Source organism: Pseudodonghicola flavimaris (assembly GCF_030164425.1).
In the GTDB taxonomy this organism is placed as follows: Bacteria; Pseudomonadota; Alphaproteobacteria; order Rhodobacterales; family Rhodobacteraceae; genus Pseudodonghicola; species Pseudodonghicola flavimaris.
Window position 1 is genome coordinate 253,502 of record NZ_JASNJD010000006.1, and the last position, 22,523, is coordinate 276,024.

24 protein-coding genes and 1 other RNA gene are annotated in these 22,523 nt (G+C 68.0%); 15 read left to right on the plus strand and 10 right to left on the minus strand.

Going from position 1 to position 22,523, the window contains the following annotated elements; translation table 11 throughout:
- Positions 1-170 precede the first annotated feature (170 nt).
- Positions 171-1,127 (plus strand): NADPH:quinone oxidoreductase family protein, encoded by a 957-nt coding sequence (locus tag QO033_RS10645; RefSeq protein ID WP_284480945.1) that lies wholly within the window; start codon positions 171-173, stop codon positions 1,125-1,127.
- 25 nt (positions 1,128-1,152) lie between these two features.
- Here QO033_RS10645 and QO033_RS10650 read toward each other — a convergent pair whose 3' ends face one another.
- The gene (locus tag QO033_RS10650; protein ID WP_284480946.1) at positions 1,153-2,037 is read right to left on the minus strand and encodes a LysR family transcriptional regulator; all 885 of its coding nucleotides are present in this window, start codon (positions 2,035-2,037) and stop codon (positions 1,153-1,155) included.
- Positions 2,038-2,163: 126 nt separating this feature from the next.
- On the opposite strand from QO033_RS10650, the gene QO033_RS10655 reads away from it, so the two are divergent.
- Positions 2,164-2,373, plus strand: coding sequence for a DUF1127 domain-containing protein (locus QO033_RS10655; RefSeq protein ID WP_284480947.1), 210 nt, complete (start codon positions 2,164-2,166; stop codon positions 2,371-2,373).
- Between the two features lie 341 nt (positions 2,374-2,714).
- The gene (locus tag QO033_RS10660) at positions 2,715-3,452 is read left to right on the plus strand and encodes a Bax inhibitor-1/YccA family protein (protein WP_284480948.1); all 738 of its coding nucleotides are present in this window, start codon (positions 2,715-2,717) and stop codon (positions 3,450-3,452) included.
- Positions 3,453-3,570: 118 nt separating this feature from the next.
- Here the strand turns inward: QO033_RS10660 and QO033_RS10665 are convergent, their stop codons facing one another.
- From QO033_RS10665 to gatC, 7 genes are all read right to left on the minus strand, one after another.
- A complete protein-coding gene (locus tag QO033_RS10665; RefSeq protein ID WP_284480949.1) occupies positions 3,571-4,071 on the minus strand; it encodes a hypothetical protein in 501 nt (166 codons plus the stop codon).
- Between the two features lie 184 nt (positions 4,072-4,255).
- Positions 4,256-4,423, minus strand: a complete 168-nt coding sequence (rpmG, locus tag QO033_RS10670) for a 50S ribosomal protein L33 (RefSeq protein ID WP_028093607.1) — start codon at positions 4,421-4,423, stop codon at positions 4,256-4,258.
- Positions 4,424-4,589: 166 nt separating this feature from the next.
- An RNA gene (gene rnpB, locus QO033_RS10675) (RNase P RNA component class A) lies at positions 4,590-4,993 on the minus strand.
- Between the two features lie 98 nt (positions 4,994-5,091).
- Positions 5,092-5,766: an N-acetylmuramoyl-L-alanine amidase gene (locus QO033_RS10680; protein WP_284480950.1), complete on the minus strand. Its 675-nt coding sequence runs from the start codon at positions 5,764-5,766 to the stop codon at positions 5,092-5,094.
- The gene (locus QO033_RS10685; RefSeq protein WP_284480951.1) at positions 5,767-6,567 is read right to left on the minus strand and encodes a hypothetical protein; all 801 of its coding nucleotides are present in this window, start codon (positions 6,565-6,567) and stop codon (positions 5,767-5,769) included.
- 40 nt (positions 6,568-6,607) lie between these two features.
- Complete coding sequence (gene gatA, locus QO033_RS10690; RefSeq protein WP_284480952.1) at positions 6,608-8,098, minus strand: Asp-tRNA(Asn)/Glu-tRNA(Gln) amidotransferase subunit GatA; 1,491 nt, start codon at positions 8,096-8,098, stop codon at positions 6,608-6,610.
- A 3-nt stretch (positions 8,099-8,101) separates the two neighbouring features.
- On the minus strand, positions 8,102-8,389 hold the full coding sequence (gatC, locus tag QO033_RS10695; protein WP_284480953.1) for an Asp-tRNA(Asn)/Glu-tRNA(Gln) amidotransferase subunit GatC: 288 nt from the start codon (positions 8,387-8,389) through the stop codon (positions 8,102-8,104).
- Between the two features lie 162 nt (positions 8,390-8,551).
- On the opposite strand from gatC, the gene QO033_RS10700 reads away from it, so the two are divergent.
- A complete protein-coding gene (locus QO033_RS10700) occupies positions 8,552-10,297 on the plus strand; it encodes an ATP-binding protein (protein WP_284480954.1) in 1,746 nt (581 codons plus the stop codon).
- 21 nt (positions 10,298-10,318) lie between these two features.
- On the opposite strand, the gene QO033_RS10705 is transcribed toward QO033_RS10700, so the two are convergent.
- Positions 10,319-10,978, minus strand: a complete 660-nt coding sequence (locus tag QO033_RS10705; RefSeq protein ID WP_284480955.1) for a ceramidase domain-containing protein — start codon at positions 10,976-10,978, stop codon at positions 10,319-10,321.
- A gap of 132 nt (positions 10,979-11,110) precedes the next feature.
- On the opposite strand from QO033_RS10705, the gene QO033_RS10710 reads away from it, so the two are divergent.
- A complete protein-coding gene (locus QO033_RS10710; protein WP_284480956.1) occupies positions 11,111-11,803 on the plus strand; it encodes a metal-dependent hydrolase in 693 nt (230 codons plus the stop codon).
- Between the two features lie 55 nt (positions 11,804-11,858).
- Here QO033_RS10710 and QO033_RS10715 read toward each other — a convergent pair whose 3' ends face one another.
- Positions 11,859-12,311: a nucleoside deaminase gene (locus QO033_RS10715; protein WP_284480957.1), complete on the minus strand. Its 453-nt coding sequence runs from the start codon at positions 12,309-12,311 to the stop codon at positions 11,859-11,861.
- Positions 12,312-12,374: 63 nt separating this feature from the next.
- On the opposite strand from QO033_RS10715, the gene QO033_RS10720 reads away from it, so the two are divergent.
- The 10 genes from QO033_RS10720 (at position 12,375) to QO033_RS10765 (ending at position 22,514) form a co-directional block, all read left to right on the plus strand.
- Positions 12,375-13,400: a pseudouridine synthase gene (locus QO033_RS10720; RefSeq protein WP_284480958.1), complete on the plus strand. Its 1,026-nt coding sequence runs from the start codon at positions 12,375-12,377 to the stop codon at positions 13,398-13,400.
- A 191-nt stretch (positions 13,401-13,591) separates the two neighbouring features.
- Complete coding sequence (locus QO033_RS10725) at positions 13,592-14,500, plus strand: 5-bromo-4-chloroindolyl phosphate hydrolysis family protein (RefSeq protein ID WP_284480959.1); 909 nt, start codon at positions 13,592-13,594, stop codon at positions 14,498-14,500.
- A 31-nt stretch (positions 14,501-14,531) separates the two neighbouring features.
- Entirely contained in the window at positions 14,532-15,722 is a 1,191-nt protein-coding gene (locus tag QO033_RS10730) for a toxic anion resistance protein (RefSeq protein WP_284480960.1), read from the plus strand.
- A gap of 25 nt (positions 15,723-15,747) precedes the next feature.
- Positions 15,748-16,704 (plus strand): DUF2927 domain-containing protein, encoded by a 957-nt coding sequence (locus tag QO033_RS10735; RefSeq protein ID WP_284480961.1) that lies wholly within the window; start codon positions 15,748-15,750, stop codon positions 16,702-16,704.
- Between the two features lie 190 nt (positions 16,705-16,894).
- Positions 16,895-18,037: an SPFH domain-containing protein gene (locus tag QO033_RS10740; RefSeq protein WP_284480962.1), complete on the plus strand. Its 1,143-nt coding sequence runs from the start codon at positions 16,895-16,897 to the stop codon at positions 18,035-18,037.
- A 48-nt stretch (positions 18,038-18,085) separates the two neighbouring features.
- Positions 18,086-19,267, plus strand: a complete 1,182-nt coding sequence (locus tag QO033_RS10745; protein WP_284480963.1) for a TFIIB-type zinc finger domain-containing protein — start codon at positions 18,086-18,088, stop codon at positions 19,265-19,267.
- A gap of 105 nt (positions 19,268-19,372) precedes the next feature.
- Positions 19,373-20,047 (plus strand): nitroreductase, encoded by a 675-nt coding sequence (locus QO033_RS10750; RefSeq protein WP_284480964.1) that lies wholly within the window; start codon positions 19,373-19,375, stop codon positions 20,045-20,047.
- On the plus strand, positions 20,044-20,967 hold the full coding sequence (locus QO033_RS10755) for a carbohydrate kinase family protein (protein ID WP_284480965.1): 924 nt from the start codon (positions 20,044-20,046) through the stop codon (positions 20,965-20,967). Before QO033_RS10750 ends, QO033_RS10755 begins: the two co-directional genes overlap by 4 nt.
- Positions 20,955-21,392, plus strand: a complete 438-nt coding sequence (gene dtd / locus QO033_RS10760; protein WP_284480966.1) for a D-aminoacyl-tRNA deacylase — start codon at positions 20,955-20,957, stop codon at positions 21,390-21,392. Before QO033_RS10755 ends, dtd begins: the two co-directional genes overlap by 13 nt.
- The gene (locus QO033_RS10765) at positions 21,393-22,514 is read left to right on the plus strand and encodes a DUF4147 domain-containing protein (RefSeq protein WP_284480967.1); all 1,122 of its coding nucleotides are present in this window, start codon (positions 21,393-21,395) and stop codon (positions 22,512-22,514) included. It begins immediately after the preceding gene.
- The last annotated feature ends 9 nt before the right edge of the window (positions 22,515-22,523 follow it).

A 22,523-nucleotide genomic window follows, 5' to 3' on the forward strand; every position in this document is an offset into this window, starting at 1 on the left:
TCAGAGTGCAAGATAGTTGACTAGTAAGTCAGTAACATTTCCCTGTGGTTGTATGACACCTCCGAAGCCAGGGGAGCAGCGGCCGGCAGACCGGTCGGCGGGGCCCAGAGGGGATTTGACAGTTTTGATCGGACTTCCCCTTATGTCCTTCAAATTGAGGGGAGAAAACCATGCGTGTTTACCAAATAGAAACCATCGGCGCCCCCGGGCGGCTGACGGAATTGCCCTGCCCTGAGCCCGGCCCGGGGCAGATCCGCGTCGCAATCCGCGCCTGCGGACTGAATTTCGCCGACCTGCTAATGCAGAAGGGCACCTATCAGGACACCCCGCCTGCGCCCTTTGTTCCGGGCATGGAGATCGCCGGCGTGGTTGATTCGCTGGGCGAAGGGGTGACCGGATTTGCCCGCGGAGACCGGGTTGCGGTCTACTGCGGCCATGGCGGGCTGGCCGAATTCGGCGTGTTCGATGCCGCCCGGGTGGCGCGGATTCCCGACCAGATGTCCTTCGAGGACGCCGCCGCCTTCCAGATCGCTTACGGCACCAGCCACATGGCGCTGGATCAGCGCGCCCGCCTGCAGCCGGGCGAAACCCTGCTGGTGACCGGGGCCGCCGGCGGCGTCGGTCTGACCGCGGTGGAGATCGGCAAGCTGATGGGCGCCACCGTCATCGCCCAGGCCCGCGGCGCCGACAAGCTGGCCGTGGCCCGCGCCGCCGGCGCCGATCACCTGATTGATGCCGGAGAGGATCTGCGCCAGCGGGTGCTGGATCTGGGCGGTGCCGATGTCGTCTATGACGCGGTCGGCGGCGATCTGTGGAAAGCCGCCTTCCGCGCCTGCAACCCGGAGGCGCGGCTGCTGCCGATCGGCTTCGCCAGCGGCGAGGTGCCGCAAATCCCCGCCAATCACCTGCTGGTCAAGAACCTGACCGTGATCGGGTTCTACATCGGCGGCTATCTGAAGTTCCGCCCGGCGGCGCTGACCGAAAGTCTCCGGACGCTGACCGGCTGGTATCTGGAGGGGCGGCTCACCCCCCATGTCAGCAACGTGTTGCCGCTCGACCGGGTGGAAGAGGGATTGGCACTGCTGCGCGACCGTCGATCCACCGGCAAGGTGGTGATCACCCTGTGACCCCGGGCGGCGCCGGGCCCGCCGCCTAGCAGACCGCGCGCAGCGTCGCGCTGCTGCCGCCCAGATTGTTGAAGTTCTGGCGGATCAGCGCCGCCAGTTCCGCCACCAGCGGCGAATTCGGCGCCTTGTCCCCATAGAGGTTGATCTGCTGGATCGGCAGTCTGGGCAGGCTGCCACCGTGGTCGATCAGCTCCTGGTGCGACGGCTCGGTGCCTTCCAGCAGCACCGTCACCGCGAGATCGGCGCTCACTGTCGCCTCGATGGTCCGGTCGGATTCGCTGTCCACCGCCATTTCCCAGACGATACCGGCGGCATCCAGCGCCGCAGTCGCCGGCCCACGGAAGATACAGTGCCGGCAGAAGGCGACCCGCAGCGGCCGCTGCCGCCAGGCCGAACCGTTGCGCGCCCCCACCCAGCGCAGCTGCATCTGGTGAATGGTCTCGCCGCCCTCGCCCGCGTCGGTCTCGGTGGTCAGGATCAGATCATAGGCGCCGCGCGAAAACCCTTCCTTCAGGCGCCGGGTGCTGGAATCCATCAGATTCACCTTCACCCGCGGAAAGCTGGCGGCGAAGCGCTGCAGCACCCGCGGGATCACAGGGTGCACGATATCATGCGGCACGCCCAGGTTCACCTCGCCCTCGAAGGCCTGATCGGTGAGCCGCGCGATCACCTCGTCGTTCAACGCCACCATGCGCCGGGCGTAGGACAACAGCTGTTCGCCCGAGGCGGTCAGCGCGATCCCCCGCCCCGAGCGATCCAGCAGCTCGAGCCCCAGAAGCTCTTCCAGCCGCTTGAGCTGCATCGACACCGCCGACTGGGTCAGATGCAGGAAACCGGCCGCCCGCGTGACGCCGCCGGTATCCGCCACGGCGACGAAGGAGCGCAGCGTGGTGATATCGAGATTCCGCATGATCACAAATCCTGATGCTTCAAATCAAAAACATTCGTTTTCAAAATGAACCACAGCGGCTCATATAGATCAAGAAGTTTGATAGACCGACCAGAACACATCACAGATATGGAAAGGAATTGTGACATGGCCTTCATCACCCTTTCGAGCCGCAGCCGCCGGAGCCGTCCCGCCCTGATCGCCCGTCTCGCCCATATGATCAGCGTCCACCGGCAGCGCCGCGCCCTGATCAAGCTGGACGACCGCGCGCTGGAAGACATCGGCATCAGCCGCAGCCAGGCCCGCGCCGAAGCCAGCCGGCCGTTCTGGGACGCCCCGGAAAGCTGGCGCTGCTGAATGCGCCCTCCCCAAACGGGCCCGGCTCCCTCCCCGGACCATGCCCGCCGTCCCGCCGCCGACCGGGACCGATAGGCCGCCATCCAGACCCGGATGCGCGGCCTTTTCGTCGCCCCTACGCCGCCGCCCGGCGGCCACATCGGCCGATTCTCTGACGCAGCGTCCGGTTCGCTCCCGATTCGCTCGCGATTCGATGCGCAGCCGGACCGCCGCCGCGCGGTGAAGTTGCGGAAATTGCGTCCTAAATCCTTGAAATAGAACCCCGGTCCTCCAATATTCTGAGGCAATCGCCGCTCCCCCGTGAAGGGACGCGACCAACAGGATTTTATTGGAGACCATCAATGGCTGAATTCAACACGATCAGGACGACTGCCGGTGCCCGCAGCGCCCAGATTGACGAGGGCCTCCGCGCTCATATGAACAAGGTCTACGGCACCATGTCCGTGGGCATGCTGCTGACCTTTCTGGTGGCCTGGGCCGTGGGCTCCAGCCCCGATCTTCTGGGCATCTTCCGCGATCCGCTGACCCTGCGCCCGAATATCCTGGGCTGGGTGGTGATGTTCGCACCGCTGATCATGGTGTTCGCCTTCGGCGCCGCGCTGAGCCGCCTGTCCGCCGCCGGCGCGCAGCTGTTCTTCTATGTCTTCGCCGCCGTCATGGGCCTGAGCCTGAGCTGGATCTTCGTCGCCTTCACCGGCTTCTCGATCGCGCAGGTGTTCCTGGTGACCTCGATCGCCTTCGCCGGCATGTCGCTGTTCGGCTATGTCACCAAGAAGGACCTCTCGGGCATGGGGACCTTCCTGATGATGGGCGTGATCGGCCTGATCGTCGCCTCGATCATCAACATCTTTCTGGGCTCGCCCGCGATCATGTTCGCGATCTCGATCATCGGTGTGCTGATCTTCGCCGGCCTCACCGCCTATGACACCCAGAACATCAAGGGCGTCTACCTGCAGCATGCCCATTCCGGCGATCAGGAATGGCTGGGCAAGGCCGCCATCATGGGCGCGCTGAACCTCTACCTGGACTTCATCAACATGTTCATGTTCCTGCTGCAGCTGCTGGGCAACCGCGAATAAGCCGCCACAGGCATCCGATATGGCAGAAGGGCCGGTCACGCGACCGGCCCTTTTCTTTTGGCGTCTGTCTGTCGGTCCCTGATGCCCCGGCCCGCAGGGGACAACGGCTCCCCTGGTGTCAGCGGCAATCCAGCGGGACGGCGATGCCGGCGGCATCGCGCGGGCGGCTGCGCACCACGGCCGGCCCGGCCGTCAGACAGCCGGTGACCCGCGGCATCACCGCCGCCGCGATCGGCCCGGCCGAGGCGATCAGCCGGCCCCGCTGGCCCTGCGGCAGCCGCAGAACGGCGATGGGCCGGGCGTTGACCTCGACCACGCTCAACATCAGATCGACGCCGCGCAGGCTGACCGGCAGCGCCGTGGCGGCATCGCGGCCGCCATGGGCAATCGCCGCCCCCGCCATCGCCTCATGCCCTGCCGCCGCCGCGGACAACCGCACCGTCGGCCGCGCCGCCAGCGCCGCGATCGAGCTCAGCGGCCGGGCGGTGGACAACGCCCCACCTGCCCCGCCCCGCGACTCTGCCCCCAACCTGGCCAATCCCACGCCCTGCGGCGCCGCAGTCGCAGCGGCTGAGAGCAGCAGGCAGAGCGCAGAGGCGGAGAGAACAAGGCGGTGCATCGGCGGCCCTTCTTGCGACGGATCGGTTGGCTTTGCGCGAGAGTGCGGCATCGCGGCCGCGATGACAAGCGCCGCCGCTCCGGCGCCACCGGCGCGGCATCCGGACGGTGGCGAAGCCGCATGCAAAAAGGCCGCGCTTGCGCACGGCCCTTGCATCCGGTCGATCCGGTCAAATCAGGCGATCTTACTTGATCTTGCCTTCCTTGTACTCGACGTGCTTGCGGGCAACCGGGTCGTATTTCCGCACCGCCATTTTCTCGGTCATGGTGCGGGCGTTTTTCTTGGTCACATAGAAGTGGCCGGTGCCTGCGGTCGAGTTCAGGCGGATTTTGATGGTGGTCGGCTTCGCCATTTGGTCTCTCCTGCGCCGGGCACAGCCGCGCCCGTAGAAATCTCATGAAGCCTGCCTTTTACTCAGGTCTGGCCCGGAGTCAACCGCGATTTCCGATTTCCCCGGAGATCGCGGCCCTGCAGCCGGTGCAGGGCGAAATTCCCCTGCCAACGGCTGCAGGGCGATCATGCGCGGAGGACCTGTAAGCCGGATTCTGTTCAGGGGTTGCCCCCGTCGACGACCATTCCTCTGGGACGCGGATCGCTCCGCGCCTCCTGCTGCCAACCCGACCCCTCTCGGCTGAAGCGGGCCTAGCGGCGGTTTCCCCGGGGAAGCCCCAGGAGACCAGCCCGCGCGGGGGTCCTATTCGGCATTGCTCCCGGTGGGGCTTGCCATGCCGCCCCTGTTGCCAGGGGCGCGGTGGGCTCTTACCCCACCGTTTCACCTTTTCCGCCCCGGAGGGCGGTAGTCTGTTCTCTGTGGCGCTTTCCGTCGGGTTGCCCCGCCCGGGCGTTACCCGGCACCGTTGCTTCAGGGAGTCCGGACTTTCCTCGACGACCACAGGGCCGCCGCGGCCGTCCGGTCCTCCGCGCGAGGCGCAGATAAGGGCGATGCGGGGCGCGCGTCAATGGGGACTGAGACGGCAACCGCGCGGCGCCCGGAAAAGACGCCGAAAAAGGCCCATGGGGTCAGGCCACCGCGGCCTGCGCCGCCACCAGCCCGGCCAAGGCATCCATATCCGCCCGCGCCAGCGGGCCCCGCCCCCAGGGCCGCACCCGGTGGCGCACCGCCTCCAGCAGATCGGCGAAGCCCCCCTCTACCGGATAGCCCGCCGCCGCCGCCAGGGCACTGAACCGCGCTTCCGTCGGGGCGCCGCCATCGGCGGGGCGATGCCGCAGCGCCAGCCCCTGCCGCGCCAGCCGGGCCCAGTCGAACCGCGCGCCAGGATCGCGCTTGCGCCCCGGCGCCATGTCGGAGTGACCGATAAGCCCCGCGGGCCCGATGCCCCAGCGCCGCATCAGCCCGGGCAAAAGCGCCTCCAGCGCCCGCATCTGCGGTTCCGAAAAGGGATGATCGCCGCGATTGTCCAGCTCGATGCCGATGGAGCGGGAATTCACATCGCCCTGCCCGCGCCAGCTGCCGGCCCCGGAATGCCAGGCGCGCGCCGCCTCCTCCACCATCTGCCACAGCCTGCCGTCAGCGCCGATCAGGTAATGCGCCGACACCTCGGCCGCCGGATCGCAGAGCCGCTCCAGCGCCGCGGCGGCGCTGTTCATCGCGGTGTAATGGATCACGATCAGCTCAGGCCGCAGCCCGTCCCGACGCGGTCCGAAATTGGGCGACGGCTGCCAGATCGGCGTCACTCAGTTCCCCGCGGCCTGCGCCGCCTGACGGAACGGGGCCGGGTCCCAGCCACAGGCGAATCCGTCGCCATCGGGGTCGAGCCCCATCCGGTCGCGCTCAGGCCCGCCCTTTTCCAGAAACGCCATCTGCGCCAGATCGGCGGATCCGTACTTGGCACAGTTCCGCTCGGTCCGCCCGGCCAGTTTCAGCCCGCCGCGATTATAGATCGGCTGGCCCTTCTGGTTCCGGGTGCTGAGCGCATAGCGCACGATATTGGGGCCGGTGTCGCCGGTGCGCTGCGGCACAGCGGTCGGTTCGACCTCCTGATAGAGCGCCTTGTTGCGCGCGATCCGCTCGGCATCGCTCTGGATGCTTTCGCGGCTGGAGACCGCCTGGAAATCGTTCTCGTCCGAGATACCGGGATTGCTGAGCGCCTGCGGCGCCGGGTTTTCCGGGCTGGCCTGCACCGGCATCACCCCGGAATTGGCATTGGCCGCCGCCAGGGCCGCGGCGGTTTCCCGCGCGATATCCTCGGCGCTGTCGGTGCTGCCGGGAGTGTAGGCGCCCATCGCCGTGGTCCCCACCGGCTGCTGGGCCGGCTGTTGGGCCAGTTGCTGGGCGGGCATCGTCCCCGCGGCAGCCAGCGGTTGCGACGATACCGCCGCCGGCGCCGCGACCGATGCCGCGGCCCCGGCCAGCTGCGCCTCACGCGCGCGCTGCGCCTCGGGTGAATTGAAGCCAACCCCGGCGGCACTGTCGGGAACCGCCGGAGCACAGGCGCTGAGACCGCCCAAAATCAGGGCCACATAGGTGAAACGCATGGCTGCCGTCCTGCCGTTCTTGGTCTTATTGGACGGCGTTTTACCACCATTTCTCAGGTTTGGCCACAAAACCGGCGGCGGCTTCCAGCGCATAGGCGGTGTTCAGCAGATCGCCTTCCTCCCAGGGCCTGCCGATCAGCTGCAGCCCCAGCGGCAGCCCCTGCGCGTCGACCCCGGTGGGCACCGAAATCCCCGGCAGGCCGGCCAGGTTGACGGTCACGGTGAAGACGTCGTTGAGGTACATCTTGACCGGGTCGGTGTCCTGCATCTCACCCAGACCGAAGGCGGCCGAGGGCGTTGCCGGGGTCAGGATCGCATCGACGCCAGCGGCGAAGGCGTCTTCGAAGTCCTTCTTGATCAGCGTACGGACCTTGCGGGCGCGGTTGTAATAGGCGTCGTAGAAGCCGGCGGAGAGCACATAGGTCCCCACCATCACCCGGCGCTGCACCTCGTGGCCGAAGCCCTCGGCGCGGGTCTTCTCATACATCTCGGTGATGCCGTCGCCGGCACCCAGCGTGGCGCGATGGCCATAGCGTACCCCGTCATAGCGGGCGAGGTTCGACGAGGCTTCGGCCGGGGCGATCACATAATAGGCCGGCAGCGCGTATTTAGTGTGCGGCAGCGAAATATCGACGATCTCGGCGCCGGCATCGCGCAGCATCGCGGCGCCATCGGACCACAGCTTCTCGATCTCGGCGGGCATGCCCTCCATCCGGTATTCCTTCGGGATACCGATTTTCTTGCCCTTGATGTCGCCGGTCAGCATCGCCTCGAAATCCGGCACCGGGATGTCGGCAGAGGTGGAATCCTTCGGATCGTGACCGGCCATGGCGCCCAGCATGATGGCGGCATCGCGCACCGATTTGGTCATCGGCCCGGCCTGATCGAGCGAGGAGGCGAAGGCGACGATGCCCCAGCGCGAGCAGCGCCCATAGGTCGGCTTGATGCCGACGGTGCCGGTGAAGGCGGCCGGCTGACGGATCGAACCGCCGGTATCGGTGCCGGTCGCCGCCAGGCAGAGATCGGCCGCCACGGCGGCGGCGGAACCACCCGAGGACCCGCCCGGCGTCAGCGCCGTGTCCTCGTTACCGCGCCGCCAGGGGCTGATCACATCGCCATAGGTCGAGGTCTCGTTCGACGAGCCCATGGCGAATTCATCCATGTTCAGCTTGCCCAGCATCACCGCGCCGGCGTCGAACAGGTTCTGGGTGACCGTCGATTCATATTGCGGCAGGAAGCCTTCCAGAATGCGGCTCGCCGCCTGGCTCGGCACCCCCTTGGTGCAGAAGAGATCCTTGATGCCCAGCGGCAGGCCGCACATGGCGGGCGCCTCTTCGCTGCCCTTAAGGCGCGCGTCGGCGGCCTTGGCCTGCTCCAGCGCCAGTTCGGGGGTCTTGTGGACAAAGGCGTTCAGGGCACCGGCGCCCTCGATCGCGCCCAGGCAGGCTTCGGTCAGCTCGACCGAGGTGACATCGCCCTTGCGCAGCGCGTCGCGCGCCTCGGCCAGGCCCAGCTTGTTCAGATCGCTCATGTCTTACTCCACCACCTTGGGCACCGCGAAAAAGCCCTCACGCGCGTCGGGCGCGTTGGCCAGCACCTTATCCTGCTGGTTGCCGTCGGTCACCGCGTCCTGGCGCCGCTTCAGCCGCATCGGCGTGACGCTCGTCATCGGCTCCACCCCTTCGACATCCACTTCGTTCAGCTGCTCGATGAAGCCGAGGATGGTGTTGAACTCGGCGGCCAGCGCGGGCAGCGCATCCTCCTCGACCCGGATCCGGGCGAGCTTCGCCACGCGGGCGGCGGTGCTTTCGTCGATCGACATGAGGAACCCCTTGCTTTTCCAGTGCGGCGTTTACCGCCCCACAGCGCCGCCTTCAAGTCTGCGCGCGTCGCCGGAGGCAGAATGCGACGGGGGAGAATCAGCTAACGATGTCTCAACCATCAGGCGGCATGGTGGAGGAAACGTGATTCTGTTCGGTGCCCCATGGTTCAGTTTTCCCAGTCCCTCAGCCAGGCCTTCGCCGCCGCGGTCCATCTGATATGGCCCGAGGACGTCCCCGACAACCGGCTGGAGACGGCGCGCCGCCGCTTCATCGTCGGCTTTTCGCTGCTGGGGGTCTGCGCCAATCTGTTCGATACGCTGACCGCCTTTCACAGCATGCTGGCGATCTCTCCCCTGCGCGCCTACTGGAGCCTGTGGAGCACGCTGCTCTACCTGATCCCGCCGCTGTTGATCGCCTGGCGCGGCACCGCCACCGCCGCCATGTGGGTGCTGACCGCCGTTGTCTTCGTCACCATCAACCTGCAGGCGCTGTCGCCGCAGGGCCACCTGTGGGGTGCCGCGCTCTATCTCTGTGCCCTGCCGCCGCTGGGCACGCTGCTGTTCGGCACCCGGACGGGCGTGCTGATCACCGTCGTCTCCCTGACCAATGTGATCGTTCTGGGCACTCTGACCGTCCCGCCCTGGCAGGCGCTGATTCTGGCCAATGTGATGGCCCTCTCCGGTGCCGGCGCCTATATCTTCATGCGCGAGATCGAACAGACGATGACCCATCTCGACCGGCTCAGGCAGGAGGCGCAGGCAGCCAACCGGGCGAAATCCTTCTTTCTGGCCAATGTCAGCCACGAGATCCGCACCCCGCTGAACGGCGTTCTGGGCGCGGTGCAGCTGCTGTCCGATCACATGCAGCGCGACGAGGAACGCGAATTGCTGCAGACGGCGGAGAAATCCGGCCAGTCGCTGCTACGGATCGTCAACGATATCCTCGATTTCGCCCGCATCACCGAACACGGGCTGACACTGGACAAACGGGTGTTCCGCCGCGACGACCTGGTGACCAACGTGTTTTCCGCCCTGTCCTCCTTGGCGGAAGAAAAAGGTATCGCCCTGCGGGCCAGCTATGGCGCCGATGTGCCGCTGTATCTGGTGGGGGATCCGGACCGGCTGTCGCAGATCGTGATGAATTTCGTCAGCAACGCGGTGAAATTCTCCGACCGCGGCACCATCGAGGTGCGGGTCGCCCGCATGCCCGGAACCCAGCATCTGCAGGTCGCGGTGCGCGACGAGGGCATCGGGCTGACCCATGAGGCGGCGCAGCGTATCTTCAACCAGTTCGAACAGGCGGAGAATTCCACCGCGCGCCACTACGGCGGCACCGGGCTGGGCCTGTCGATCGCCCGCCACCTGGCCGAGCTGCACGGCGGCGAGATCGGCGTGCACAGCCAGATCGGCAAGGGCAGCACCTTCTGGTTCACCTTCCCGCTGATCGAGGGCCGCCGCCCCAGCGAGAAGATCGAGATTCCCGCAACCGCCAGCAACGCCGTCTACAGGCATGCCCGTATCCTGCTGGTGGAAGACAACAAGACCAACCAGCTGATCGCCCGCAAGTTCCTGGCAAGGCTGGGGATCACCCCGGTGGTGGCCGGCGATGGCGCCGAGGCGGTGCTGGCCGCCAACCGCGACACCTTTGACCTGGTGTTCATGGACATCCAGATGCCACGGAAATCGGGGATCGAGGCGACGCAGGAGATCCGCTCCGGCGACGGCCCCAACCGGCACACCCCGATCGTCGCGCTGTCGGCCAACGTGATGGCCGACCAGAAGGAGAGCTATTTTCAGGCCGGGATGGACGGCTGCCTTGAGAAGCCCTGCAGGTTCATCGACCTGGTGGATTGCCTGCACCGCTTCGTGCCGCCGATCGACGACCGGCCCGCCGCCGTGGCCTCCTGATCCGCCGGTCGGCCCTGCAGCTCAGCCCTGCCTGGCGGCCCCGGGGATCAGCGCCCGCCTGTAGACCTCGATCATCCAGCCCAGCATCGCGGCATTCAGCAGATGCCACATCGGATGGGTGCCCAGCGGCCAGAGCCCGCAGAGCGGCTGATCCAGCATCCGGAACCCCAGCGAGACAATCAGCACCCCTGCTCCCAGTGCCCAGCCCCGCGCGATCGCCGGCGCCCGGTGCCGAATCGCCAGCGCATAGAGCAGGATCAGCAGCGGCACCGGCGCATAACCGGCCGAACTGCCCATCCCCAGCCGTCCGAAGACCGGCGCCAGCAGGGCGGCATAGGGCAGAAACAGCGCCGTCAGCGCCAATGCGCCCCAGCGCCCGATCCCCCAGACATGCCGGTTCACCGCATAGAGATAGAGAAGAATGAACCCGAGGATTGGCAGCATGTCGGCGATCCCGGCCCAGACCTGCGCATGGGTGTGAAACAGGTAGCTGCCCAGCCCCACCACGGCCAGCATCCCCGCCTGCGCCCGGCCCAGCGGCACCGGCTGCCGCCGCAACCGCGCCGCCATCACCGCGGCGGCCAGCAAAAAGGCGAGATTGGTCAGCGCATTGACCGGCTCGGCCCAATATCCGGGATCGAGCCTTTCGCAATAGCTGTCGACCGGGTCCGTCAGCCGCATCCGTTCCTCCGCTGCCCCGGCGAGAGGGTGGCAAGATCGCGCCTCCGAGGCAAGACCGCGCCGCGCTCAGACGGTGGTCATCGCCCTCCGCCGTGCTAGGATCGTCCCGACGATCACTGAGGAGAGACATCCATGAAAATCATCTGGCTCGGCCATGGCTCGTTCCGGTTCGAGACCGGCACGCAGGTGCTGCTGCTCGATCCCTGGCTCACCGGCAACCCGATGCTGCCGGAAGACAGCCACGAGGCCGCCACCCAGGGCGCCACGCATATCCTGCTGACCCATGCGCATTTCGATCACGCCGCCGATGTCATCGGCCTGGCGAAGAAACTGGAGGTGCCACTGGTCGGCCAGTTCGATCTGATGAGCTATTGGGCCGAGGCCGAGGGCATCGAAACCATCGGCTTCAACAAGGGCGGCACCGTCGATCTGGGCGGCACCCGGGTGTCGATGGTCAACGCGGTGCATTCCTCCACCCTGGGGACGCCGGAAGGTCCGCGTGCCGGCGGCACCGAGGCCGGCTTCATGATCCATGCCGAGGGCAAGACGATCTATTGCAGCGGCGACACCGATATCATGGCGGATATGGAGTGGATGGGCGATTACTACAAACCCGAGTTCGGCATCCTGTCGGCGGGCGGCCATTTCACCATGGACATGGCCAAGGTCGCCTATGCCGCCAAGCGCTATTTCAACTTCAAGACGCTGATCCCGGCGCATTACCGCACTTTCCCGATCCTCGAACAATCCGCCGCCGCCCTGGTGGAGGCGCTGCCGGGCGTCGATATCGTCGAGCCGGAGGTGATGCAGGCCATCGAGGTCTGAGGCACCGCCACGGTTTCCGGGGCGCGCGCGCACACGACGTGCCCCGGACCGCCGCCTATCCCCGCCGGTCGGCGAAGAAATCGCGCAGCAGCGCCTCCGCCTCGCGGCCGGCGATACCGTCGTAGACCTCCGGCTTGTGATGCGCCTGGGGATGCGAGAACACCCGCGCCCCATGCGCCACGCCGCCCGATTTCGGATCGGAGGCCCCGTAATAGACCCGGGCGATCCGCGCCGCCGAGATCGCGGCGGCGCACATCGCGCAGGGCTCCAGCGTGACATAGAGATCATGGCCGGTCAGCCGCTCTGACCCGATGGCGGCACAGGCGGCCCGGATCGCCAGCATCTCGGCATGGGCGGTGGGATCGTTCAGCTCCCGCGTGCGGTTGCCGGCCACCGCCAGCACCTGTCCGCCGGGCGCCACCACGACGGCACCCACCGGCACCTCGCCCCGGGCGCCGGCGGCGCGCGCCGCCTCCAGCGCCTTGTCCATATGGGATCGGAATTGCATCTGCCCTCCCTGCCCGGCATTCCCCGCTTTCGCAAGCCCGCGCGATCGGCTAAGGCCGATGACATGAGCACCAAGACCCCAGAAGGCGACCGCATCGCCAAGATCCTGGCCCGCGCCGGCGTCGCGTCGCGCCGCGAGGCCGAGCGCATGATCGAAGCCGGCCGCGTCAGCGTCAACGGCAAGGTGATCGACAGCCCGGCGCTGAATGTCACCGACAAGGACAGGATCGCGGTCGACGGCAAACCGCTGGCGGCGCCGGAACCGGCCCGGCTTTGGCTCTATCACAAGCCCACCGGTCTGGTGACCACGGCGCGCGACGAACAGGGCCGCAAGACCATCTTCGACGCCCTGCCCGAGGAGATGCCCCGGGTGATGAGCGTCGGCCGGCTCGACCTGAATTCCGAGGGGCTGTTGCTGCTGACCAACGACGGCGGGCTGAAACGCCAGCTGGAATTGCCCTCGACCGGCTGGCTGCGCAAATACCGCGTCCGCATCAACGGCCGCCCCGAGGAGAAGGATTTCGAAACCCTGCGCAAGGGGATCACCATCGGAGAGGAGAAATTCCAGCCGATGATCGTCAGCCTCGACCGCCAGCAAGGGGCCAATGCCTGGCTCACCATCGGGCTGCGCGAGGGCAAGAACCGCGAGATTCGCCGCGCGATGGAGGCGGTGGGCTTCTCCGTGAACCGGCTGATCCGGATTTCCTACGGGCCGTTCCAGCTGGGCAATCTCAAGTCCGGCGAGGTCGAGGAAATCCGCCGCAGGGTGCTGCGCGATCAGCTGGGACTGGCGCCGGAGCCGGAAGAGGCCCCCAAGGCCGGCCAGAAACCACGGCTGCGGCGGACGCCCAAGACGGGCGACCGGCCCGCCGGCAAACCGATGACAGCCCCCGGTCCTGCCGCCAAGGCCGGCCCCCGGAGCGGCGGCAAACCCGGCACCAAGCCCGGCAAGACGTTCGGGGCCCGACCAGGCCCGAAGACGACGGACAGTGCCGGGCACAAGTCCGGCACCGGCCCGCGCGGCAGCCGTCAGGCCAAGCCCGGCACCCGCCCCTCGGGCGGGCCCGGCGGCCGGCCCCGACGCGGCTGACCCGGCGGTGCTGATACCGCAAAGCGCCGGTTCCCCCTAGAATGCCCCCGCCGCATGACCTACCTTAGCCCTGACCTTCGCTGCGCTGGGGTGACCGATGTCACGGACGGGACTACAGAAATTCGCCTATATCGCCCTGCTGATCCTGCTCTTCGGGGTGGCGGCCGGCTGGCTCGGGGGGCTCTGATCCGATGGCGCAGCGCTACGGTGGGAAATACAGCCCCACCCCCGGCGATCCTTCCGCCGACACCCCCGATACCGCTGCCGCGCCTGTAAAAGGCAGCTATGCCGGCGCCCGGGTCGATCCGGTCGGTGCCCGGGTCAACCTGCTGTTCACCCCCGCCGTCGTTATGGGGCTGATGTCGCTGACCGGCGGCGCGCTGGGTCTGGCCACCGGGCTGGGCGGCGCAGCGCTGCTGGCCGCCGGTGCCTTCATGACGCGCGAGGGGCTGAGAGCGGAGGCCGCCTATTACGCCCGCAAGGTCGCCCGCCGCCCCGCCCTGCCCCGCAAGATGATCGCCTCGGTGCTGACCGGGCTCGGGGCCGGCATCGCCGCCTGGCGTAACGCCGAGGCCGGGCTGCTGGCACCGCTGATCTACGGTGGCGCAGCGCTGGTGCTGCATGGGCTGGCCTTCGGCATCGATCCGCTGCGCGACAAGGGAACCGAGGGCATCGACGGGTTTCAGCAGGACCGGGTCGCCCGCGCGGTGGAAGAGGCCGAGGCGTATCTGACCGCGATGACCCGGGCGATCGGCCGTACCGGCGACCGGCGGATGGAGGCGCGGGTGGAACAGTTCCAGAAAATCGCCCGCGACCTGTTCCGCACCGTCGAGGAAGACCCCCGCGACCTGACTGGCGCGCGGCGCTACATGAGCGTCTATCTGATGGGCGCGCGTGACGCGACCGAGAAGTTTGCCGATCTCTATGCCTGCGATCACGATGCCCGGGCCCGCGAGGACTACACCCGCCTGCTGACCGATCTTGAGCAAAATTTCGCCGCCCGGACCAAGGCGATGCTTGCCAACGACCGCAGCGACCTGACTGTGGAAATCGAGGTGCTGCGGGATCGGCTGCAGCGCGAAGGCGTCCGGCTCGACTGACCGGCCATCATCTCAACGAGGAACCGTTTACATGTCCGACACGATCCAGAAACAGGCTGCGGCCAAGCAAACCGAAGTCGATCAGGTGGCCGGCGTCGTGCTGCCGGAGCCGGGCGGCGAGGTCGTGCCGCTGCAGGAGGCCAGCCCCGAGGCCGGTGCCGAGATCCGCAAGCGGATGGATGAGATCGACATGGGCGACACCAATTCCATCGTCTCCTTCGGCTCCGGCGCCCAGGTCGAGCTGCAGGAAATCAGCCAGGCGATGCTGTCGGGCGTGCGCAACAAGGATGTCGGCCCCGCCGGCGATTCCCTGCGCAATATCGTCACCACCATCCGCGGCTTCTCGGTCTCCGAGCTCGACGTGCGCCGCCAGCGCAGCTTCTGGGAAAAACTGATCGGCCGCGCCGCCCCCTTCGCCAAGTTCACCGCCCGGTATGAGGAGGTGCAGGGTCAGATCGACAAGATCACCGACGATCTGCTGAAGCACGAACACACGCTGCTGAAGGACATCAAGTCGCTCGACCTGCTCTATGAGAAGACGCTGACCTTCTATGACGAGCTGGCGCTCTATATCGCTGCCGGCGAGGAGAAACTGGCCGAGCTCGACCGTACCGAGATCCCCGCCAAGGAGGCCGAGGTGCAGGCGGCCGCCGAGAACGATCAGGTGATGAAGGCACAGGAGCTGCGCGACCTGCGCGCCGCCCGCGACGATCTGGAACGCCGCGTCCACGATCTGAAGCTGACCCGCCAGGTCACCATGCAGTCGCTGCCCTCGATCCGGCTGGTGCAGGAGAACGACAAGTCGCTGGTCACCAAGATCAATTCGACGCTGGTGAACACCGTGCCGCTGTGGGAAACCCAGCTGGCCCAAGCGGTGACCATCCAGCGCTCGGCCGAGGCAGCGGCGGCGGTGCGCGACGCCAACGACCTCACCAACGAGCTGCTGACCGCCAACGCCAAGAACCTGCGCGAGAGCAACAAGGTCATCCGCCAGGAGATGGAGCGCGGCGTCTTCGATATCGAGGCGGTGAAACAGGCCAATGCCGATCTGATCGGCACCATTCAGGAAAGCCTGGCAATCGCCGACGAGGGCAAGGCCAAACGCGCCGCCGCCGAACAGGAGCTGACCAAGATGGAACACGAGCTGCGCGACACTCTGGCCGCCGCCAAGGCCAAGAAGACCGGGCTGGGCGATACCGCCGGCACCGCGGTGCCGGGCTGAGGCCGGGACCGGCGGGATGCGGCGGATGCTGTCACCGGGACGCGGATGGCTGGCCGGGATCGGCCTCGCGGCGCTCGTGCTGGCGGGCTGCGACGAGACCGGCCCGCGCAGCTCGCCGATGCCGCAGGCGCGCCCCGCCGCGCTCAAGCCACAGGAGCCGCAGCCCCGTTCGGACCGCAGCCGCGAACTGGCGCGCTATTACGCCAAGGTGCAGAACGATCTGCTGACCCGCGGCCTGCTGCGCACCGATGGCGGCGGACCCGACACCCCGTTCACCGCCGACGATCTGGTGCAGGATTTCGAGGATATCGCCTTTTTCGACGAATATTCCCGTGGCCCGATGCCCGGTGGACCGGGCGCCGCCGGGGCGCTCAGCCGCTGGGATGTGCCGGTGCGGGTCGCCATCGAATACGGTGCCAGCGTACCGCTCGATCAGCGGACCTCGGACGGCAACAGCATCACCGGCTACGTCAGCCGGCTGAACCGGGTCAGCGGCCATTCGATCACCATGGCGCGCGGTGGCCGTGGCGCGAATTTCCATGTCTTCGTCGCCGGCGAGGACGACAGCGCCTTCATCCAGAAGCGGATGAAACAGCTGATCCCCTCGATCAGCGCCTCGGAACTGGCGATGTTCGGCCATCTGCCACGATCGTTCTATTGTCTGGTGATTGCCGTTGCCGGACCGCGCACCCCCAACAGCTATACCCGCGCCGTGGCGTTGATCCGCGCCGAGCATCCCGAACTGGTGCGGCTCGCCTGCGTCCACGAAGAGCTGGCCCAGGGGCTCGGCCTGCCCAATGACAGCCCCGAGGCGCGGCCGTCGATCTTCAACGACGACGACGAATTCGCTCTGCTGACCGACCATGACGAGCTGTTGCTGAAACTGCTCTACGACCCGCGGCTGAAAACCGGCATGACCCCGGACCAGGCCCGCCCCGTCACCCGCATCATCGCCCGGGAGCTGATGGGGCAGAAGCTGTGATCGCGGCCCCCGCGATACCGCGCTGCCCGGACCCCGGGCCCGTCCCGGGGCGGGACGGGACGCCCCCGGTGCTTTCCCCCAAGGGCCGGGCCCGATATGATGGCCCTGAAATCACCGGCTGTCCCCCACCCCGACGGGCCGTCCGCTGGCGGCCCCGACCTCTGCCACACTTGCATCCAAAGGCTAACGCATGGGTATTTTCGATTTCCTCTCCGGTCAGTTCATCGACGTCATCCACTGGGTGGACGACACCCGCGACACCATGGTCTGGCGGTTCGAACGCGAAGGGCATGAGATCAAATACGGCGCCAAGCTGACGGTGCGCGAGGGCCAGGCCGCCGTCTTCGTGCACGAAGGCCAGCTGGCGGATGTCTTCACCCCCGGTCTCTACATGCTCGAGACCAACAACATGCCGATCCTGACGACGCTGCAGCATTGGGATCACGGCTTCAAATCGCCGTTCAAGTCCGAGATCTACTTCGTCAACACGACGCGGTTCAACGATCTGAAATGGGGCACCAAGAACCCCATCATGCTGCGCGATCCGGAGTTCGGCCCGACCCGCATCCGCGCCTTCGGCACCTATACCATCCGGGTCCGGGACGCCGCCCGCTTCCTGGTCGAGATCGTCGGCACCGACGGCGAATTCACTATGGACGAGATCAGCTTCCAGATCCGCAACATCATCGTGCAGGAGTTCTCCCGGGTGATCGCCGGGTCGGGCATCCCGGTGCTGGACATGGCCGCCAATACCGCCGATCTCGGCAAGCTGATCGCCAAGGAAGTGTCGCCGACGCTCGACAGCTACGGGCTGGAGATGCCGGAGTTCTATATCGAGAATATCTCGCTGCCCCCTGCGGTCGAGGCGGCGCTGGACAAGCGCACTTCGATGGGGCTGGCGGGCGATCTCGGCCGCTTCACCCAGTATTCCGCCGCCGAGGCGATGACGGCAGCGGCGCAGAACCCGGCGGGCGGCGGCATGGCCGCCGGTCTCGGTGCCGGCATGGGCATGGCGATGGCCAACCAGATGGCACATCAGGCCGGCCCCTGGGGCGCTGCCCCCGCCCAGCAGCCGCAGCCGGCCCGGCAAACCGCCAGCCCGGTGCCGCCACCGCCGCCGGTGGAACATGTCTGGCACCTGGCCGAAAACGGCGAGACCAAGGGTCCGTTCTCGCGGGCCGATCTGGGCCGGATGGCCAGCGCCGGCGAACTGAAGCGCGACACCTATGTCTGGACCGCCGGGCAGGACGGCTGGAAACATGCCGAGGACGTGCAGGAACTGGCGCAGCTCTTCACCGTCCTGCCGCCGCCGCCCCCGCCGCCTGCAGGCTGATCCGCCGCCACCCGTTGCCGTTCCCCGCCAGACCCGAAGCTGCCGACCATGACCGCCACGCCTCCGCCGCCCCCGGGCGCCCCGACACCGCCGCCCACCCTCGCCGTTGCGGAGAGCATCGCCGCGCCGGCCGCGCCCGCGGACGGTCTGGTCGAACACCGGTTTCCCTGCGAGCAATGCGGCGCCGATTACCGCTATGACCCGGCTCAGGGGATGCTGATCTGCGATCATTGCGGCCACAGCCATCAGATCGCCTCCAGCCCCTGGGGCAAGGCCCAGCTGAAGGAGCTGGATTTCGACGCCGCCGTGGCGCATCGGCTGCCGGAGACGGAGACCGAGGAAACCCGCACCGTCACCTGCCCCAACTGCGGTTCGCATTTCGAATTCGATCCCGCCACCCATGCCGCCGAATGCCCGTTCTGCGCCACCCCGGTGGTCACCGACACCGGCATCAGCCGGCAGATCAAGCCGAAGGGGGTGCTGCCCTTCGCCTATGACGAGCGCGCCGCGCATCAGGCGATGAGCGACTGGCTCGGGCGGCTGTGGTTCGCCCCCAACGGGCTGAAGGACTATGCCCGCAAGGGCCGCCGGATGCAGGGGATCTACGTGCCCTACTGGACCTTCGATGCCGATACCACCTCCAGCTATCGCGGCGAGCGCGGCGATGTCTATTACGTGACCAGGGTGGTGGTGCGCGACGGCAAGCGGGTGCAGGAACAGGTACCGAAAATCCGCTGGAGCCCGCGTTCCGGCCGGGTGGCGCGGTTCTTCGACGATGTGCTGGTGCTGGCCTCAAAGAGCCTGCCGAAACGCTATACGGACGCGCTGGAGCCCTGGGATCTGGCCGCGCTCGAACCCTACCGCCCCGAGTATCTCGCCGGGTTCCGGGCCGAGGCCTATACCCTCGGGCTGGAAGAGGGCTATGGCGAGGCGCGCGCCCACATGGCGCGGGTGATCGAACGCGACGTGCGGTTCGACATCGGCGGCGATCAGCAGCGGATCCATCAGATCAACACCGATGTGCGCGATGTGACTTTCAAACACGTGCTGCTGCCGGTCTGGCTGGCGGCCTACAAATATCGCGGCAAGACCTATCGCTTTGTCGTCAACGGGCGCAGCGGCCGGGTGCAGGGGGAACGCCCCTGGTCGGCGATCAAGATCGCCATCGCGGTGGTGCTGGGCCTCGCCGTCGCGGCGGGCATCGGGTATGTCGCGGCAATGAACCAATAGGCTGGGGCCCGCGCCGCGCCGCCCCTCTTGGCTGCCGACGCGGCCCTTGCCCCCGCTTCCGCCCGGCGCCATGCTGCGCTGCGACGCTGGAAGAGGAGCCATGTCATGACCGTCACCCCCGCCGATCTCGATTCGCTGATGGCGGCGCGCTATTCCTGCCGCGCCTTTCGCCCCGATCCGGTGCCCCGCCCGGTGATCGAGGCGATCGTTGCCAGCGCCCGGCGGGTGCCATCCTGGTGCAATGCCCAGCCCTGGCAGGTGACCCTGACCTCCGGCGCCGAGACCGAGGCGCTGCGCGGGGGGCTGATGGCAGAGGCCGCCACCGGCGCCCATGCCCCCGACCTGCCGTTTCCCGAAAGCTATCCCGGGGTCTATCGCGACCGCCGCCGCGGCTGCGGCTGGCAGCTTTACGAGGCCGTCGGCGTCACCAAGGGTGACCGCGACGGCTCGGCCCGGCAGAACGCCCGTAACTTCGCGCTCTTCGATGCGCCGCATTGCGCGATCCTTTCCTCCCCCTCTGCCCTCGGCCCCTATGGCGCCCTCGATTGCGGCGGTTTCGTCACCGGCTTCTGCCTCGCCGCCCAGGCCGCCGGGGTGGCCACCATCCCGCAGGCGGCTGTCGCCAGCTTCGCCCCCTTCCTGCACCGTCACTTCGACATCCCCGAAGACCGGCTGATCCTCTGCGCGATCTCCTTCGGTTATGCGCAGGACGATGCGCCGGCGAACCGGTTCCGCACCCCGCGCGCCGAGGTCGACGAGATCGTGGACTGGCGCGGATGAGCACACCATCGGTCTACTGCTGCGGCGAGGCGGTGCTGGACATGGTGCCGGCAGCGCTGGCGGGCGGCGGCCCGGGCTATCGCGCGGTGCCCGGCGGCGCGGCCCTGAACACCGCCCGGGCGCTGGCGCGTCAGGGGATCGCGGCGGGCTTCATCGGGGCGCTCTCCACCGATCCGGGCGGCACCGGTCTGGCTCGGGCGCTGACCGAGGCCGGCGTCGATCTGAGCCTGGCGCAACGCTCCGACCGGCCCTGCCCGCTGGCGCTGGCCCATCCCGTGGACGGTGGCACCCGCTTCGATCTCTACGATCTCGGCACCGCCGGTGCGCTCTATGCCCCTGCCGATTTGCCCGACCGGCTGCCCGACACCGCCCGGGCACTGGTCTTCGGCGGTATCAGCCTGATCGCGCCACCGGCGGCAGAGGCCTTCGAGGCGCTGGCGCGGCGCGAGGCCGGCCGGCGGCTGATCTGGCTCGATCTGAACATCCGCCCCGGGCTGATCCGCGATGCTGCCGCCTATCGCGCCCGGCTGACCCGGCTGGTGGCACTGGCCGATGTCGTCAAGGTCTCCGACGAGGACCTGGACTGGTTGGGCGGCGGGGCGCTGGACCGTCTGCGCGCCGAGGTGCCGATGCTGCTGCACACCCGCGGTGCCGCCGGCGCGGTCTGCTGGCGCGGGCCAGATGTCTTCGTTCTGCCTGCACCGCGGGCAGAGGTGGTCGATACCGTTGGCGCCGGCGATATCTTCGCCGCCGGAACGCTGGCCTATCTGGCGCGGCAGGGCTACCTGTGCAAACCGCTGGCGCCGCCGGAAGTGGCGCTGCGCCATGCCATCGGCCACGGGCTGCGGGCGGCCAGCCTCAGCGTCGCCCGCCCCGGCGCCGACGCACCGACATGGAAGGAAACAGAATGCGCGCATTGATCCAGAGGGTCTCCGAGGCCCGGGTGAAAGTGGATGGCGAAACGCTGGGCGAAATCGATCAGGGGCTGCTGATCCTGATCTGCGCCATGCAGGGCGATACCGAGGCCAACGCCGACAAGCTGGCCGCCAAGATCGCCAAGCTGCGGATTTTTCAGGACGAGGCCGGCAAGATGAACCGGTCGCTTCTGGATATCGGCGGCGCCGCCCTGGTGGTCAGCCAGTTCACCCTGGCCGCCGATACCTCGCGCGGCAACCGCCCCGGCTTCTCTACCGCCGCGCCGCCGGCCGAGGGCGAACGGCTCTATGAATATTTCGCCGGTCAGATGGCCGCCCAGGGCGTGCCGGTGGCAAAGGGCCGGTTCGGCGCCGACATGAAGGTCGGGCTGATCAACGACGGTCCGATCACCATCTGGATGGAGGTCTGAATGGACCGCCGCGCCGCTGTCCGGGCGATCTGGCAAGCCGGGGTCGATGCCGTCGACGGCGAGACTGCGACCGCCCGCGCGCTGGCCGCCGCCGCGACCACGGAGGCGCCCCCCGCCCCCGACCGCATCCTGGCCGTCGGCAAGGCGGCCACCGCCATGGCGCGGGCGGCGATGGCGCGGTTTCCCGCCGTGCCGGCGCTGGTGGTGACCAAGGACGGTCACGGGGCCGGACTGCCGCCCGAGGCGGAGCTGATCGAGGCCGCCCATCCGGTGCCCGACGCCCGCAGCCTCGCGGGCGGCCGGGCGCTGCGGGAGGCCGTCGCGGCGATGCCGCCGGGGTCCGAGCTGCTGCTACTGGTCTCCGGCGGCGCCTCCGCCCTGGCCGAGGATCTGGCGCCGGGAAGCACGCTCGACGATCTGGCAGCGCTGAACCGGCGGCTGCTGGCGGCCGGGCTCGACATCACGGCGATGAACGCCGAGCGGCGCAAACTGTCACGGATCAAGGGCGGCGGCCTGCTCGCCGACTTCCGGGGCGCCCGCGCCCGCGTGCTGGCGATCTCCGACGTGCCGGGTGACGATATCGCGGTGATCGGCTCCGGCATCGGCGCCGCGCCGACCGATTCCGCCTTCGCCTATGGCGCCGAGATCGTCGCTTCAAATGCCATCGCGCGGGCCGCCGCCGCCTCCGCCGCCCGTGCCATGGGACTGCAGGTGCTGGCGGAGGAGGAGGCCCTGCATGACGATCCCGACCGGGTTGCCGCGCGGTGGGGGCCGCGCCTCAGGGCGATGGCGCCCGGCGTGATCGTGCTGGGCGGAGAGCCGGTGGTGACCCTCCCCGACGACCCCGGCCGCGGCGGGCGCAATCAGGCGCTGGCGCTCCGGCTGGCGCAGGAAATCGCCGGCTGCGACGATCTGACACTGATCGTCGGCGGCACCGATGGCACCGACGGACCCACCGAAGATGCCGGCGGCCTGGTCGATGCCAACACCTGGGGACCGGGGGCTGACACCGCGCTCCGACGGGCGGACAGCGGCACCTATTTGTCCCAAAATAACAATCTTTTGACCACCGGTCCGACCGGCACCAACGTGATGGATTTGCTTGTCGCGCTGCGCGCTTGACATCCGGGT

Bases quoted from the DNA above. Each gene is read 5' to 3' on its own strand.
- QO033_RS10645 (WP_284480945.1), top strand. From the start codon at position 171: ATGCGTGTTTACCAAATAGAAACCATCGGCGCCCCCGGGCGGCTGACG.
- QO033_RS10650 (WP_284480946.1), bottom strand. From the start codon at position 2,037: ATGCGGAATCTCGATATCACCACGCTGCGCTCCTTCGTCGCCGTGGCG.
- QO033_RS10655 (WP_284480947.1), top strand. From the start codon at position 2,164: ATGGCCTTCATCACCCTTTCGAGCCGCAGCCGCCGGAGCCGTCCCGCC.
- QO033_RS10660 (WP_284480948.1), top strand. From the start codon at position 2,715: ATGGCTGAATTCAACACGATCAGGACGACTGCCGGTGCCCGCAGCGCC.
- QO033_RS10665 (WP_284480949.1), bottom strand. From the start codon at position 4,071: ATGCACCGCCTTGTTCTCTCCGCCTCTGCGCTCTGCCTGCTGCTCTCA.
- rpmG (WP_028093607.1), bottom strand. From the start codon at position 4,423: ATGGCGAAGCCGACCACCATCAAAATCCGCCTGAACTCGACCGCAGGC.
- QO033_RS10685 (WP_284480951.1), bottom strand. From the start codon at position 6,567: ATGCGTTTCACCTATGTGGCCCTGATTTTGGGCGGTCTCAGCGCCTGT.
- gatA (WP_284480952.1), bottom strand. From the start codon at position 8,098: ATGAGCGATCTGAACAAGCTGGGCCTGGCCGAGGCGCGCGACGCGCTG.
- gatC (WP_284480953.1), bottom strand. From the start codon at position 8,389: ATGTCGATCGACGAAAGCACCGCCGCCCGCGTGGCGAAGCTCGCCCGG.
- QO033_RS10700 (WP_284480954.1), top strand. From the start codon at position 8,552: ATGGTTCAGTTTTCCCAGTCCCTCAGCCAGGCCTTCGCCGCCGCGGTC.
- QO033_RS10705 (WP_284480955.1), bottom strand. From the start codon at position 10,978: ATGCGGCTGACGGACCCGGTCGACAGCTATTGCGAAAGGCTCGATCCC.
- QO033_RS10710 (WP_284480956.1), top strand. From the start codon at position 11,111: ATGAAAATCATCTGGCTCGGCCATGGCTCGTTCCGGTTCGAGACCGGC.
- QO033_RS10715 (WP_284480957.1), bottom strand. From the start codon at position 12,311: ATGCAATTCCGATCCCATATGGACAAGGCGCTGGAGGCGGCGCGCGCC.
- QO033_RS10720 (WP_284480958.1), top strand. From the start codon at position 12,375: ATGAGCACCAAGACCCCAGAAGGCGACCGCATCGCCAAGATCCTGGCC.
- QO033_RS10725 (WP_284480959.1), top strand. From the start codon at position 13,592: ATGGCGCAGCGCTACGGTGGGAAATACAGCCCCACCCCCGGCGATCCT.
- QO033_RS10730 (WP_284480960.1), top strand. From the start codon at position 14,532: ATGTCCGACACGATCCAGAAACAGGCTGCGGCCAAGCAAACCGAAGTC.
- QO033_RS10735 (WP_284480961.1), top strand. From the start codon at position 15,748: ATGCTGTCACCGGGACGCGGATGGCTGGCCGGGATCGGCCTCGCGGCG.
- QO033_RS10740 (WP_284480962.1), top strand. From the start codon at position 16,895: ATGGGTATTTTCGATTTCCTCTCCGGTCAGTTCATCGACGTCATCCAC.
- QO033_RS10745 (WP_284480963.1), top strand. From the start codon at position 18,086: ATGACCGCCACGCCTCCGCCGCCCCCGGGCGCCCCGACACCGCCGCCC.
- QO033_RS10750 (WP_284480964.1), top strand. From the start codon at position 19,373: ATGACCGTCACCCCCGCCGATCTCGATTCGCTGATGGCGGCGCGCTAT.
- QO033_RS10755 (WP_284480965.1), top strand. From the start codon at position 20,044: ATGAGCACACCATCGGTCTACTGCTGCGGCGAGGCGGTGCTGGACATG.
- dtd (WP_284480966.1), top strand. From the start codon at position 20,955: ATGCGCGCATTGATCCAGAGGGTCTCCGAGGCCCGGGTGAAAGTGGAT.
- QO033_RS10765 (WP_284480967.1), top strand. From the start codon at position 21,393: ATGGACCGCCGCGCCGCTGTCCGGGCGATCTGGCAAGCCGGGGTCGAT.